At 67.4% G+C, this 13452-nt stretch carries 15 protein-coding genes; 4 read left to right on the forward strand and 11 right to left on the reverse strand.

Features of this window, described 5'->3' with window-relative positions; all coding sequences use genetic code 11:
- Window positions 1–52: 52 nt before the first annotated feature.
- The 5 genes from AAHH99_RS02350 to AAHH99_RS02370 all read right to left on the reverse strand — a co-directional run bounded on the left by AAHH99_RS02350 (window position 53) and on the right by AAHH99_RS02370 (window position 5076).
- Complete coding sequence (locus tag AAHH99_RS02350; RefSeq protein WP_418767224.1) at window positions 53–1150, reverse strand: DUF4185 domain-containing protein; 1098 nt, start codon at window positions 1148–1150, stop codon at window positions 53–55.
- A 50-nt stretch (window positions 1151–1200) separates the two neighbouring features.
- Complete coding sequence (locus AAHH99_RS02355) at window positions 1201–2253, reverse strand: aspartate-semialdehyde dehydrogenase (protein WP_418767225.1); 1053 nt, start codon at window positions 2251–2253, stop codon at window positions 1201–1203.
- The gene (locus AAHH99_RS02360; RefSeq protein ID WP_418767226.1) at window positions 2254–3519 is read right to left on the reverse strand and encodes an aspartate kinase; all 1266 of its coding nucleotides are present in this window, start codon (window positions 3517–3519) and stop codon (window positions 2254–2256) included. It abuts the gene before it with no gap.
- 102 nt (window positions 3520–3621) lie between these two features.
- Window positions 3622–4605 (reverse strand): linear amide C-N hydrolase, encoded by a 984-nt coding sequence (locus tag AAHH99_RS02365; RefSeq protein WP_418767227.1) that lies wholly within the window; start codon window positions 4603–4605, stop codon window positions 3622–3624.
- Window positions 4606–4626: 21 nt separating this feature from the next.
- A complete protein-coding gene (locus tag AAHH99_RS02370; protein WP_418767576.1) occupies window positions 4627–5076 on the reverse strand; it encodes a hypothetical protein in 450 nt (149 codons plus the stop codon).
- Window positions 5077–5252: 176 nt separating this feature from the next.
- Between AAHH99_RS02370 and leuA the strand changes: the two genes are divergently transcribed.
- Window positions 5253–7112, forward strand: a complete 1860-nt coding sequence (leuA, locus tag AAHH99_RS02375; RefSeq protein WP_418767228.1) for a 2-isopropylmalate synthase — start codon at window positions 5253–5255, stop codon at window positions 7110–7112.
- An 80-nt stretch (window positions 7113–7192) separates the two neighbouring features.
- Here the strand turns inward: leuA and AAHH99_RS02380 are convergent, their stop codons facing one another.
- On the reverse strand, window positions 7193–7498 hold the full coding sequence (locus tag AAHH99_RS02380; protein ID WP_418767229.1) for a hypothetical protein: 306 nt from the start codon (window positions 7496–7498) through the stop codon (window positions 7193–7195).
- Window positions 7499–8539, reverse strand: coding sequence for a DEDDh family exonuclease (locus tag AAHH99_RS02385; protein ID WP_418767230.1), 1041 nt, complete (start codon window positions 8537–8539; stop codon window positions 7499–7501).
- An 82-nt stretch (window positions 8540–8621) separates the two neighbouring features.
- Between AAHH99_RS02385 and AAHH99_RS02390 the strand changes: the two genes are divergently transcribed.
- Window positions 8622–9893, forward strand: coding sequence for a MurT ligase domain-containing protein (locus AAHH99_RS02390; RefSeq protein WP_418767231.1), 1272 nt, complete (start codon window positions 8622–8624; stop codon window positions 9891–9893).
- Window positions 9886–10602, forward strand: a complete 717-nt coding sequence (locus AAHH99_RS02395) for a type 1 glutamine amidotransferase (protein WP_418767232.1) — start codon at window positions 9886–9888, stop codon at window positions 10600–10602. Before AAHH99_RS02390 ends, AAHH99_RS02395 begins: the two co-directional genes overlap by 8 nt.
- A 100-nt stretch (window positions 10603–10702) precedes the next feature.
- Here AAHH99_RS02395 and AAHH99_RS02400 read toward each other — a convergent pair whose 3' ends face one another.
- Genes AAHH99_RS02400 through AAHH99_RS02410 form a run of 3 tightly spaced genes read right to left on the reverse strand, consistent with a single transcriptional unit; the run spans window position 10703 to window position 12059 of the window.
- Window positions 10703–11098 carry a hypothetical protein gene (locus tag AAHH99_RS02400; protein ID WP_418767233.1) on the reverse strand — a complete coding sequence of 132 codons (396 nt, stop codon included), beginning with the start codon at window positions 11096–11098 and terminating at the stop codon, window positions 10703–10705.
- A gap of 16 nt (window positions 11099–11114) precedes the next feature.
- The gene (gene recR / locus AAHH99_RS02405) at window positions 11115–11726 is read right to left on the reverse strand and encodes a recombination mediator RecR (RefSeq protein WP_064397861.1); all 612 of its coding nucleotides are present in this window, start codon (window positions 11724–11726) and stop codon (window positions 11115–11117) included.
- On the reverse strand, window positions 11727–12059 hold the full coding sequence (locus AAHH99_RS02410; protein WP_064419215.1) for a YbaB/EbfC family nucleoid-associated protein: 333 nt from the start codon (window positions 12057–12059) through the stop codon (window positions 11727–11729). It abuts the gene before it with no gap.
- Between the two features lie 111 nt (window positions 12060–12170).
- Here AAHH99_RS02410 and AAHH99_RS02415 point away from each other — a divergent pair, with 111 nt between their 5' ends.
- Window positions 12171–12944 carry an Rv3717 family N-acetylmuramoyl-L-alanine amidase gene (locus AAHH99_RS02415; protein ID WP_418767234.1) on the forward strand — a complete coding sequence of 258 codons (774 nt, stop codon included), beginning with the start codon at window positions 12171–12173 and terminating at the stop codon, window positions 12942–12944.
- Between the two features lie 65 nt (window positions 12945–13009).
- Here AAHH99_RS02415 and AAHH99_RS02420 read toward each other — a convergent pair whose 3' ends face one another.
- Window positions 13010–13447: an SRPBCC family protein gene (locus AAHH99_RS02420; protein ID WP_418767235.1), complete on the reverse strand. Its 438-nt coding sequence runs from the start codon at window positions 13445–13447 to the stop codon at window positions 13010–13012.
- Between the last annotated feature and the right edge of the window lie 5 nt (window positions 13448–13452).

Consider the following 13452-nt stretch of genomic DNA (forward strand, 5'->3'; position numbering starts at 1 on the left):
TGTCGTACCGTGATGGAAGGCAGTAGCGGCGCTTGCCACGAAATCCCGTTACCTAGGCCTTGAACGGGTTGACCGCGAACTGGATCACCCGGTACGGCGCCCCGCCGCGCGGTCCGGTGTTCCACTGACTGACGAACACCCGCACCTCGTCGAGCGTCGAACCCGGTGAGATATAGCCACCGTATGGCTGGGCCAGCCGGTTGCTCTCCGGAGGGCCGAGATGGTCAGCGGGATCCGGCCATTCGGACGCCACGACGACGGTCGTCACCGGCGCGGCGCCCAGCCCGGTGGGGTCGTTGGCCACCCGCATCTCCATGTTTCCGGTGGTGGCGTTGAAGTACGACAGCACGGTTTTGCCGTCGATCTGGCGGATGCTCATCTCGCCGACCGCGTCTGGCCACAGCGGTGTCGGCGGGTTACCCCAACCGGAATCAGCCGACCAGCCTTGCCAACTCGACCGGTCCTCGAACTCCTGTGGCGTGGCCCGGTACAGCACCAGCGGCGCACTGCGGTCGAAGTTGTTGGCCACGATGTACACCCACCCGGTTTCGGAGTCGGTGCGCGGAATCGGGTCGTAGTAGCCGCTGATCTGCGACTGCCTGCCCTCGGCGTAGGACGCGGGGCGCTCGGAGTCCGGCAGCGTCGGCCAATTCCCCTGTGCCGGGTCGGCTTTCACCAGCCGTGACGTCTCCGGGTCCAGCTCCCGCACAGTGGTGACCATCAGATAGTTCTGCCGGTTGATCTGGACGACGCCCGCAGGCAGTTGGGACATGCCCGCAGGGGTCGGATCGGCCAGCAGCGGGCGGTCGGTTCCGGTCACGCCGTCGTAGCGCACACCGCCCGGGTCGTCGATCGACTCCGTCTCGACGTGCAACGCGATCGGCGAGAACCACCCTCCGTAGCCGACGCCCTGCCCGGCGAAACTGTCGCCGCACACCTGCAGGATGCCGCTGGGAAACTCCATGAACTCGCACAGGTCCGTCGCACCGATACCGTAATCGCGTGTCGGGGTGCCGGTTCCGGCCGTCGGACCGATCCTGATCACCTGGCCGGGCGCCAGCGGAGGCAGCACCGGATCGGGCACCGGGGCGGGCTGCGCGGCGGCCGGCGCTGCGGACAGGACGCCCAGCACCACCGAGATTGCACTCATGCAGACGGTTACTCGCACTTTGTCTGCGTGGTTGCAATCTCGCCGCGGAGTCAGAGTTCGGCGGCCAGCAGTTCGGCGATCTGAATCGTGTTGAGTGCCGCGCCCTTGCGGAGGTTGTCCCCGGACACGAACAGTGCCAGCCCACGCCCGTCGGGCACGCCGGGATCCTGGCGGATGCGGCCGACCAGCGAGTCGTCCGCCCCCGCCGCGGCCAGCGGCGTCGGGACGTCGACGAGCGTCACGCCAGGTGCCGCACCCAACAACTCGGTCGCCCGCTGCACCGAAAGCGGTTGCGAGAATTCGAGGTTCAGCGACAGCGAATGGCCCGTGTACACCGGGACCCGCACGCAGGTACCGCTGACCGCCAGGTCCGGGATGTCCAGGATCTTGCGGGTCTCGTTGCGCAGCTTCTGGTCCTCGTCGGTTTCACCGGAGTCATCGTCGACGTACGACCCGGCCAGCGGAACGACGTTGAACGCGATCGGTGCAACATACTTCGACGGCGCGGGGAAATCGACCGCGGACCCGTCGGCGACCAGGTCCCGGCTGCTGTTCACCACGGCGCTGGCTTGATCAAACAACTCCTCCACACCGGCCACGCCGCTGCCCGACACCGCCTGATACGTCGAGGCGATCATCCGCACCAGACCCGCCTCGTCGTGCAGCGGCTTGAGTACGGGCATCGCGGCCATCGTGGTGCAGTTCGGGTTCGCGATGATGCCCTTCTTGAGGGTGACGCCCCGCACATCGCGCGCGAAGTTCACCTCGCTGACCACCAGTGGGACGTCGAGGTCCTTGCGCCATGCCGAGGAGTTGTCGACCACGATCGCACCGGCTTCGGCGAACCGCGGCGCCTGCACACGCGACATCGTCGCCCCTGCGGAGAACAATGCGATGTCCAGGCCCGCGGGATCGGCGGTCGCGGCGTCCTCGACCTCGATCTCCTGCCCCCGGAAGGAGAGCTTCTTGCCCTGTGACCGCGCTGAGGCGAAGAACCGCACACTGGCGGCCGGAAACGCGCGTTCCTCCAGCAGCGTCCGCATGACCTGGCCGACCTGACCGGTCGCGCCCACAATGCCTATTTGCAAACCGACGCCTGCCATTTAACGACCCGTCCCTGCGTAGACGATGGCGTCCTTGTCGCCGCCGAGGCCGAACGCCTCATGCAGCGCGGCGACCGCCTTGTCCAGGTCGGTGTCCTTGACCAGGACCGAGATCCGGATCTCCGAAGTGGAGATCAAGTCGATGTTGACCCCGACCGAGGCCAACGTCTCACAGAACTTGGCGGTCACTCCGGGGTGGCTCTTCATACCGGCGCCCACCAGCGACACCTTGCCGATGTGGTCGTCGTACAGCACTCCGGTGAAACCGATCTCGCCCTGCAGCGAGGACAGCTTCTGCACCGCGGCCGGCCCGTTGTCTCGCGGGCAGGTGAACGTGATGTCGGTCTTGCCGTCCTCGACCTTGGAGATGTTCTGCAACACCATGTCGATGTTGATGTCGGCGTCGGCGACGGCACGGAACACCTTGGCGGCATAGCCCGGCACGTCCGGGATACCGACCACGGTGACCTTGGCCTCACTGCGGTCGTGTGCGACTCCGGTCAGAATGGCGTCTTCCACGGGAATGTCCTCCATTGATCCGATCACCAGGGTGCCGGGGTTGTCCGAGTATGACGAGCGCACGCGTATCGGCACGTTGTAGCGCCGGGCGTACTCCACACAGCGCAACATCAGCACCTTCGCGCCGCAGGCGGCCATCTCCAGCATCTCCTCGAAGCTGACCTGGTCGAGATGGTGGGCGTTGGGCACGATTCGCGGGTCCGCGGTGAAGATGCCGTCGACGTCGGTGTAGATCTCGCAGACGTCGGCCTTCAGCGCCGCGGCCAACGCCACGGCGGTGGTGTCCGAGCCACCGCGACCCAGTGTGGTGACGTCCTTGCTGTCCTGACTGACGCCCTGGAAGCCGGCGACCAGGACGATGACACCCTCGTCGAGTGCGTCACGCAGCCGGCCGGGGGTGACGTCGATGATCTTCGCGTTGCCGTGGATGCCGGTGGTGATCACGCCGGCCTGCGAACCGGTGAACGAGCGCGCCTGCGCGCCAAGCGAGTGGATGGCCATCGCGACCAGCGCGTTGGAGATGCGCTCACCGGCCGTCAGCAGCATGTCCATCTCGCGCGGCGGCGGCGCGGGGCACACCTGGTTGGCCAGGTCGAGCAGTTCGTCGGTGGTGTCGCCCATTGCGGAGACCACCACGACGACGTCGTTGCCCTGCTTTTTCGTCTCGACGATCCGCTCGGCCACGCGTCGGATCCGCTCGGCGTCGGCAACCGAGGATCCGCCGTACTTCTGCACGACGAGCGCCACTGATCAAGCCTTTCAAGTGCTGGGAAGGATCCCAACAAGGATAAGGGCTGTGCGCGCCGGATTTCTTCCGCCCGTAGTGGGCCGGCCAGGAACCGTCGGCGATCAGGCCACTCCGAGGAACGGGAACGGGTCGGCTTCCTCGAAGTTCGCGCTGGCATCACCGGCGTAGATCGTCGTCTCGCCTTCGCCGAGCGGCAGCCGCAGCGTCGGGGCGCCGGGTGAGAAATCAAGGTTGCCCAACTGGACCCAGAACGTGTTCGGCGAGAGCGCGGACTCGAAGAAGTACCGCAACGCCTTGTGGTCGACGACCGTGCGCCAGCGGGTGGTCGAGATGTTCGGCTCATCGGGCGTGGAGATTCCGTACGGCACCGACGCGTTGCGCACGACGCTGAGCACCGTCGCGGCGGCCAGCAGCGGGTCGTCGGTCTTGGGCACCGCGTCGATGTAGAACGACGCCCGCACGAACCGGTCCGCGGCGCGGTTGGTCCCCGGCAGCATCACAGTGCCGCCGATCTGCTTCCAGTACTCGCTGATCGCGAGTTGCTTGTCGAAGGTCGGCGAATTCGTCATCACCCGGTACTGGCTGCCGTGGTGGATGACCTGCTCACCGTCGATGTACTCGACGATCGCGCTGTCGCCGCCGGCATCCGACATCGCCAGATGCAGCGTCGCCATCCGTTCCTCACCGGGCACCGCAGCGGTCGCCACCCGCAGCGGGGTCGCGCTCAGCGCCTGCACGGCCTCGGCCACCGTCGCGAAGTTGTCGAGCACGTACTGGCCCCACAATGCCAACGAGACCGCGGGACCCGCGGCGGTCTGCGCGGGGTACACCGATTCGGCCAGCCACAGCAGGTTGACCACCAGTCCGGCCTCGTTCACTCCGTCGGTCGTGCTGATGTCGTAGCCCGTCGCGACCACGCTGCCGTACTTCGACGTCCACTCCGCGGAATCAGTGCCGGCCTGACCGGTTCTGTGGACCCCGCGCGGCAGCGCCCACAGATTCGTCTGGATCTCCGACTTCCAGTCCATGGAGCGACCGGTGATGTTGCGGTTGTCGGTTCCGAGGTAGACGACGCGAGTGCACATGCCCCGCATCGTAAGAGATGCTCAGTTGGTGCAGGCTTCGGACAGCTCGGCGAGCTTGCGCCGTAACTGGTTGTCGAGCGCCGACATTTCGTAGTAGATCTGCGGCGCAGGCGCACCGGGCGCCGGGGACTCCGTCTCCGCGCGCGCCTGGGGCATCTTCTGGACGAACAGCCCGGCGAGATCGGCGACTTCCACCGCGGTGAACCGCAGCTCAGGGGTGTCGATCTTGCGCGCGCGCTCGGAGAGCCCGTTGGCCCATTCCCGGTAGGCCAGCTCTTCGGCCGCCGTCGGCGGACCCTCGGCGCCCTCGCTCTTCGAACTGATCAGATCGTTCTGCTGCTTGTTGTATTCGAGGAAATCGAGCACCGGACGGCATTCTTCGGGCGGTTGCTGCAGTTGGCTGTAGACCAGGGCCACGATCGTGATCACCACGACGGCGATCGCCACCCACCATCGCCGATCAAGAGTCATCACCGCCGCAACTCTAGCCAGCGCCGGATTCGTAACACAGGTCCCGCAGGTCTAGCGGATGTGCATTTTGGTGCGCTCGCGGGTGCGGAGTACAGTGTGCGACGTGCAGCGGGTGCTCCTTCTCGGCAGCCGCGACGGGGTCTGATCAGACCGGCTTCCCGTCGCGGGTGTTCGCGATGCGCCGGTCGAGTCCCCCTTCAAACTCCCGGAGCAATACCGTGACCACGTTCTCGAAACCATCACCGGACTCCCCTGACGCGTTCTCGTCGGTCCGCCAGATCACCAAGCCATCCGGCCCGCCCAATCCCGGCCAGCCGCCGTGGAACACCCAGCGCGGTTCGGCGATGCCGGTCAACCGGTATCGCAGCTTCGCCGAAGAGGTCGAGGCGGTCACGCTGGCCGACCGCACCTGGCCGGACAAGGTCATCGACTCCGCGCCGATGTGGTGTGCGGTCGACCTGCGCGACGGCAACCAGGCGCTGATCGACCCGATGAGCCCGCAGCGCAAACGCCGCATGTTCGACCTGCTGGTGCGCATGGGCTACAAGGAGATCGAGGTCGGCTTCCCATCGGCCAGCCAGACCGACTTCGACTTCGTCCGCGAGATCATCACCGAAGGGGTCATCCCGGACGACGTCACCATCCAGGTGCTGACGCAGTGCCGCCCGGAACTGATCGAGCGGACATTCCAGGCCTGCGACGGCGCGCCCCGCGCGATCGTGCACTTCTACAACTCGACGTCGATCCTGCAGCGGCGCGTGGTGTTCCGCGCCGAGCGCGAGGCGGTCAAGGCGATCGCCACCGACGGCGCGCGGATGTGCGTCGAGGAGGCCAAGAAGTATCCGGGCACCCAGTGGCGGTTCGAGTACTCGCCGGAGTCCTACACGGGCACCGAACTGGAGTACGCGGTCGACGTGTCCAACGCCGTCGCCGAGATCATCGCACCGACGCCCGATGCGCCGCTGATCGTCAACCTGCCAGCGACGGTAGAGATGGCGACTCCGAACGTGTACGCCGACTCGATCGAGTGGATGCACCGGCACCTGACCCCCCGAGACAGCATCATCTTGAGCCTGCATCCCCACAACGATCGCGGAACCGCCGTCGCCGCAGCGGAATTGGGCTATCAGGCCGGCGCTGACCGGATCGAGGGGTGCCTGTTCGGCAACGGAGAACGCACCGGGAACGTATGCCTGGTGACACTGGGGCTGAACATGTTCTCGCGCGGCGTCGACCCGCAGATCGATTTCTCGAACATCGACGAGATCCGTCGCACCGTCGAGTACTGCAACCAGCTGCCGGTGCACGAACGCCACCCGTACGGCGGCGATCTGGTCTACACCGCGTTCTCGGGCAGCCACCAGGACGCCATCAACAAGGGCCTGGACCAGATGAAGGTCGACGCCGACGCCGCGGACAAGGACGTCGACGACATCCTCTGGCAGGTGCCGTATCTGCCGATCGACCCGAAGGATGTCGGTCGCACCTACGAAGCCGTCATCCGGGTGAACTCGCAGTCCGGCAAGGGCGGCGTCGCCTACATCATGAAGGCCGATCACGGTCTGGCACTTCCGCGGCGGCTGCAGATCGAGTTCAGCCAGGCGATCCAGAAGATCACCGACGGCGAGGGCGGCGAGGTGTCTCCGAAGGAGATGTGGGACGTCTTCGCCGAGGAGTACCTGGCGCCGATCCGTCCGCTCGAACGCATCCGCCAGAAGGTGACGGCGGCGGAGGTGGACGGTGGCACCGACACCATCGAGGCGGTGGTGATGGTCGACGGCGTCGAGCGTGAAATCATCGGCGCCGGCAACGGTCCGCTGGCCGCGTTCGTTGATGCGTTGGGCGCCATCGGGTTCGACGTGTCGGTGCTCGACTACTCTGAACACGCGCTGTCGGCGGGTGAAGAGGCCCAAGCCGCGGCCTACGTCGAGGCGTCGATCGGTGGAACCACCGTCTGGGGTGTCGGCATCGCGACTTCGATCACCACCGCATCGCTGCGGGCGGTGGTTTCGGCGGTCAACAGGGCCGCCCGCTGACCCCCAGCTGAGGAAGCAATCAGCCTCCTGTTCAACACCGGCACGCCTAACTGTTAACCGGCTTCACGGCGCCTTCTGGGTCACTCGCGTCGAGGTGACTCGACGAGCGACATCCAGAAGATGACCGCGAGAAGACCCAGGATCGCCAGCGCCGACACCAGGTCAAACCACTGGAACGGGATCAGCGAACCGTCGATCGAGAGCACGAGGACCGTCTCGACGACGGCGAAGACCACGAATATGCCGCCGAGCAGCATTCGGGGCTGGGTCCGGTGCAGCTGGGTCCGCCTCAGCTCGACGGTGAGCGTGAGCAGCAGCACGGGCAGCACCTGCGCGAGGGCCGAGGCGGTGGCGACGTCCACCAGGACGATGCGATGGTCTGCCATTCAGAACAGTGCGAACTGGTCGCCGGCGAGGGTGGTGTCGGTGAACTCCTCGATGCCGGTACCGCCGACGACGCTGTCGATCGCGCGCATGAATTCGGCGTCGGAGGCCAGCGGTACACCCAACTCCCTGGCGTGGTAGCCCTTGCCCTGAGCCGATTGGGCGTCGTTGCACAGCACCAGCGAGGTCTCGGTGTCGACGGTGTCGGTGTAGGCCAGCCCGGCGTGCAGGATCCGTTCGATGAGCTCTTCGTGGGTGCGTTGGACCTCGGCCGACAGCGCGATCCGCATGCCCTGCACCAGCGGTCGCCCGGCGATGTACCGGCCGGGGTTGAGATAGGGGCACGGAAGGCGGGACGCAACCGCCTTGAGCGGGCGCAGCTCGTCGTGGGTGACGACGCCGTTGGGCCAGCGTCTGCGGGATACCGGGTGCACCGGCAGCCAGACCTTGCGTTCCCGCGCCCGCACGAGCACCGGTTTGAGGATCTGGGCGAGCACCAGGGCGTCGTCGAGGGCGTCGTGCGGCCGGATCTGGCTGATCCCCCAGTGCGCGGCCAGCGTCTCGAGCCGCAGGTTCTCGGTGCCCAGGTCCAGCCTGCGCGCCAGCTCCACGGTGCACATCACGGTGTCGGTGGGCAACTCGCGGTTGACCAACTCGGCCTCGGCGGCCAGGAACGAGTAGTCGAAGCCGACGTTGTGCGCAACCAGCGTGCGGCCGTCGAGCAGCTCGACGAGGTGGTCGACGATGTCGCCGAAGGTCGGCTGGCCCTCCAACATGTCGGCCGTCAGACCGTGTACATGTGTCGGGCCCGGGTCGACACCCGGGTTGAGCAGGCTGTACAGGCTCTGTTCGACGTTGCCGTCGTCGCCGAGGGCGAGAGCGGCGATGCTGACGATGCGGGCCTGCCCCGGCCGGAACCCGGAGGTCTCCACGTCGACGACCGCCCAGCCTGGTCCGGCGTGTTCCGCCGGCCGGCCCCAGCCCGGCCGATTCTCGGCGTCAGAGCCGCTCGGCCGGTGACCTCCGGCGTCCGTTAGGCCCACGCCGTCAGGATCGCACGATGGTGTGACAAAGCCGGGACCTCGCCGAATCGCCTGCAGCGTGTCGGCTACCTAAACTGCCGGGGTGGTCACGACACGTGGACGGCTCGCCCTCGCGGCCGGCGCGAGCGCCCGCTGGGCGTCGCGAGTCACCGGGCGCGGTGCGGGCGCGATGATCGGCGGGCTGGTCGCGCTGGCGCTCGACAAGTCCCTGCTGCGCCAGCTCGGCCGGGGCCGTCGCACCGTGGTGGTCACCGGGACCAACGGCAAGTCGACGACGACCCGGATGATCGCCGCGGCGCTGCGCACCATCGGGCCCGCCGAGCCGGGGGGCCGGGGACAGTCGAACGTTGCCACCAACGACACCGGCGCGAACATGGACGCCGGCCTGGTGGCCGCGCTGGCCGCTGCTCGGGAAGCACCCCTTGCCGCCCTCGAGGTCGACGAGATGCACGTCCCGCATGTGGCCGAAGCGGTCGACCCGAAGGTGGTCGTCCTGCTGAACCTGTCCCGCGATCAACTGGACCGCGTCGGCGAGATCAACCACATCGAACGAACCCTGCGCGCCGGGCTGGCCCGTCACCCGTCGGCCGTCGTGGTCGCCAACTGTGACGACGTGCTGATGACCTCGGCCGCATACGACAGCCCCAACGTGGTGTGGGTCGCCGCCGGCGGGAGCTGGGCCAACGACTCGGTCAGCTGCCCGCGATCTGGCGAGATCATTCTGCGCGACGGCGGCAAGAGCCGCGACTGGCGTTCCACCGGAACCGATTTCAAACGCCCCAGCCCGCACTGGTGGTTCGACGACACCAACATCTATGGGCCGGACGGGTTTTCGCTGCCGATGACGCTGTCGTTGCCCGGCTCCGTCAATCGCGGCAACGCCACGCAGGCCGTGGCGGCGGCGGTCGCGATGGGCGCCGATCCGGCGGCTGCGGTGGCCGCGGTATCGGAGGTCGACGAGGTCGCCGGGCGCTACCGCACCGTGCGCCTCGGCGAGCACACCGCGCGGGTGCTGTTGGCGAAGAACCCGGCGGGCTGGCAGGAAGCGTTGTCGATGGTCGACAAACACGGTGCGGGCGTGGTGATCTCGGTCAACGGTCAGGTTCCCGACGGTGAGGACCTGTCATGGCTGTGGGACGTCCGCTTCGAGCACTTCGAAGATACCCACGTGGTGGCCGCGGGCGAGCGGGGCACCGACCTCGCTGTGCGATTGGGTTATGCGGGTGTTGAGCACACGCTGGTGCACGACACCCTCGCGGCAATCGCGTCGTGCCCTCCCGGGCACGTCGAGGTGATCGCCAACTACACCGCGTTCCTGCAGTTGAACCGGGCCCTGGAGCGTCGTGGTGGATGAGTCGGCGGTGCGCATCGGGCTGGTGCTGCCCGATGTGATGGGAACCTACGGTGACGGTGGTAATTCCGTCGTGCTGCGACAACGCTTGCGGCTGCGGGGGTTTGACGCAGAGATCGTCGAGATCACGCTGGACGACCCGGTGCCTTCGGAGCTGGACCTGTACACGCTTGGCGGAGCGGAGGACTACGCGCAGCGCCTGGCGACCAAGCACCTGCTGCGGTATCCCGGATTGCAACAGGCGGCCGCGCGGGGCGCGCCGGTGCTGGCGATCTGCGCGGCCATCCAGGTGCTCGGGCACTGGTATGAGACCTCGTCGGGTGAACGCGTCGACGGCGTCGGACTCCTCGATGTCACGACCTCACCGCAGGACACGCGCACGATCGGCGAGGTGGTGTCCGAACCGCTGCTGGCAGGTCTCTCACAGCGGCTGACCGGCTTCGAAAACCACCGCGGCGGAACCGTTCTCGGCGCCGAGGCACGACCGCTCGGCAAGGTCGTCAAGGGTGCGGGCAACCGCGACGGTGACGGTTACGACGGCGCGGTGCAGGGCAGCGTCGTCGCGACGTATATGCACGGTCCGTGCCTGGCCCGCAATCCGGAGCTGGCCGACCACATGCTGAGCAGGGTGGTGGGGGAGCTGGCGCCCCTGAAGATCGACGAAGTCGAACAGCTTCGATGCGAACGACTCTCCGCGCCCCGGCGAGTCTGAGCCGTCAGGCCGCGGCCACCGACAACTTTCCGCGAAATTGCGTTCCAGCAGCGAAATTGCGAGAAGAGGCCCGCAGGAATGCAATTTCGCGGCTCGGGAGTTACAGCCCGAGGTCGCGCAGGAACTCGGGCTTGTACGCCTCGAGGATCACGTAGCCCGGATCCGGGGGTGGCACCTCCGGAGCATCGTCGGGCACCTCCTGCCCGCTGACCGGGTCCACCCACTCCTGGCTCGCGGAGTCCCACCGACTCAGGGTGTACTGCGCGTCGACGCCGTCGTCGGCCACCAACACGCGCACCATGCGCTCGGCCTCCTGTGCGTCGGCCAAGGTCGTGGTGTACAGCTGGATGCGATCGCCGTCGCGGGTGACGGTGACCCGCGATCCGAGCCGCTCGCGCGCATTGTCGTCCAGATCCAGGGTTCTCAACTTGTCCCAGAACGAGAGCTGGTGCTCGGCGCCGAGTTCCACTTCGACCTTGAATTCGTCGTCCGGCATGAACTTCCTTCCTCGGCTATGCCATCGCGCGTCGGCCGGCCAGCGCGCGGCCGAGCGTCAGCTCATCGGCGAACTCCAGGTCACCGCCCATCGGCAGACCGGACGCGATACGCGTTACGGTGAGCCCCGGGATGTCGCGCAGCATGCGCACGAGATACGTCGCCGTCGCCTCACCCTCGGTGTTGGGGTCGGTCGCGATGATCACCTCGGTGACGTCCACCCCATCGACGCGCTCACCGATCCTGTTGAGCAGCTCGCGGATTCGCAGCTGTTCGGGCCCCACCCCGGAGAGCGGATCCAGGGCGCCGCCCAGCACGTGGTAGCGCCCGCGGAACTCCCGGGTGCGCTCGACGGCCTGCACGTCTTTCGGTTCCTCGACCACGCAGACCAGGGATGCGTCGCGCCGGGAATCGCTGCAGATGCGGCAGCGGTCGTCGTCGGAGACGTTGCCGCACACCGCGCAGAACTTCACCCCGTCGCGCACCTTGTTCAGCACGGCGGTCAACCGGTCGATGTCGGGCGGCTCCACCGACAGCAGGTGAAAGGCGATCCGCTGAGCGCTCTTCGGCCCGATGCCGGGCAGCTTCCCGAGCTCGTCGATCAGATCCTGGACGGGTCCCTCGAACAATTACATTCCCGGGATACCGAGGTTGCCCATCCCGCCCGCGAGCGGCCCGAGCCGGTCGTGCGCGAGGATGGTGACCTGCTTGGAGGCGTCGGAGATGGCGCCGACCACGAGATCCTGGAGGGTCTCGATGTCTTCGGGATCCACGACCTTCGGGTCGATCGACACGGCGATCACCTCGCCGCTGCCCCTCATCGTGACCTGCACCAGGCCGCCGCCGGCCTGACCGTGCACCTCGGCGTTGGCCAGCGCCTCCTGCGCCTCCATCAGCTGCTGCTGGACCTGCTGGGCCTGCGCGAGCAGCGCGGACATATCGGGTTGGCCTTGCGGTTGCATGAGTGGTCCCCTTGCGTCTTAGTTGCGGTCCGGTCTCGACTTGGTTTCTGTCCTCGGCTCGCGGCCGTTTGAGCTTTCAGCGTAGTCGTCGTTGCGGTTACGGTGGCGGCCGTGCCTGCCCGCCTGCGTGTCGGCGCCACCGGAGCATTGCGCGGCTGCGCCGCGGTGGCGACCGGACTACTCGTCGCCGCATCGACGCTCGTCAGCCCCGCCTTCGAGGCCGAGGCCGCGCCCGCCAACATCGCGGGCAAGATCGTGTTTCTCGACCCCGGTCACAACGGCGCCAACGACGCCTCGATCAGCAAGCAGGTGCCGACCGGCCGCGGGGGCACCAAGGACTGCCAGGCCAGCGGCACGTCCACCGAGGACGGCTACGCCGAGCACACGTTCGCCTGGGAGACCACGCTGCGGGTCCGGCAAGCCCTGCACGCGCTGGGTGTGCGCACCGCCATGTCGCGCGGCGACGACACCGGGCTGGGTCCGTGCGTCGACGAACGCGCCGCGCTCGCGAACTCGATCAAACCCAACGCGATCGTGAGCATCCACGCCGACGGCGGCCCGCCGACCGGGCGCGGATTCCACGTCTTGTACTCGTCCCCGCCGCTCAACGACGCGCAGGCGGGGCCGTCTCCCCGGTTCGCGGGCATCATGCGCGACCAGTTGCAGGCCTCCGGGTTCGTGCCGTCGACCTACATCGGCTCCAACGGCCTCAACCCGCGCTCGGACATCGCGGGGCTGAACCTGGCCCAGTACCCGTCGATCCTGGTCGAGCTGGGCAACATGAAGAACCCGGTCGACTCGGCGCTGATGAAGACCCCAGAAGGGCGGCAGAAGTACGCCGAAGCCGTCGTACGCGGCATCGCGGGGTTCCTGGGGTCGACCTAGGCCTCCAGAGGCCTCTAACGGGTTGATCGCACGCATCAGGTGCGTGGAATCAACCCGTCAAGGCGTCATCCCTCGAGGTGCTTCTTCAGGTTCTCCAACACCTCGGACTGGATCTTGCGCAGCCCCAGCGGCGCGAACGTCTTCTCGAAGAAGCCGCCGATCCCGCCCGCACCCTGCCAGGACGTCTTGACCGTCACCGAGGACCCCGGACCTGCGGGCGCGACGGTCCAGTTGGTGATCATCGAGGAGTTGGCGTCCTTCTCGATGACCGTGTGACCGGCCACGTCGACCTCGGCCTTGACGTCGCGCACCCGCGACTTGGTCGCCTGCAGCTTCCAGCTGGCCACCGTGCCCGCGCCCTGTCCACCCTCGAGCACCTTGTAGTCGCTGTACTGCGGCGACAGGATCTTCGGACGCACGTTCGCGTAGTCCGCGACGGCCGAGAGCACCGCCTCCGGCGCCGCGTCGATCAAGACGGTGCTCGATGCGCTGACCTGTCCCATCGGGT

Origin of the sequence: Mycobacterium neumannii (assembly GCF_048452905.1) — a bacterium.
Lineage (GTDB): Bacteria > Actinomycetota > Actinomycetes > Mycobacteriales > Mycobacteriaceae > Mycobacterium > Mycobacterium neumannii_B.

Coding starts and splice junctions, on each gene's coding strand:
- AAHH99_RS02350 (WP_418767224.1), bottom strand. CDS start 1,150: ATGAGTGCAATCTCGGTGGTGCTGGGCGTCCTGTCCGCAGCGCCGGCC.
- AAHH99_RS02355 (WP_418767225.1), bottom strand. CDS start 2,253: ATGGCAGGCGTCGGTTTGCAAATAGGCATTGTGGGCGCGACCGGTCAG.
- AAHH99_RS02365 (WP_418767227.1), bottom strand. CDS start 4,605: ATGTGCACTCGCGTCGTCTACCTCGGAACCGACAACCGCAACATCACC.
- AAHH99_RS02370 (WP_418767576.1), bottom strand. CDS start 5,076: ATGACTCTTGATCGGCGATGGTGGGTGGCGATCGCCGTCGTGGTGATC.
- leuA (WP_418767228.1), top strand. CDS start 5,253: ATGCGCCGGTCGAGTCCCCCTTCAAACTCCCGGAGCAATACCGTGACC.
- AAHH99_RS02380 (WP_418767229.1), bottom strand. CDS start 7,498: ATGGCAGACCATCGCATCGTCCTGGTGGACGTCGCCACCGCCTCGGCC.
- AAHH99_RS02400 (WP_418767233.1), bottom strand. CDS start 11,098: ATGCCGGACGACGAATTCAAGGTCGAAGTGGAACTCGGCGCCGAGCAC.
- AAHH99_RS02410 (WP_064419215.1), bottom strand. CDS start 12,059: ATGCAACCGCAAGGCCAACCCGATATGTCCGCGCTGCTCGCGCAGGCC.
- AAHH99_RS02420 (WP_418767235.1), bottom strand. CDS start 13,447: ATGGGACAGGTCAGCGCATCGAGCACCGTCTTGATCGACGCGGCGCCG.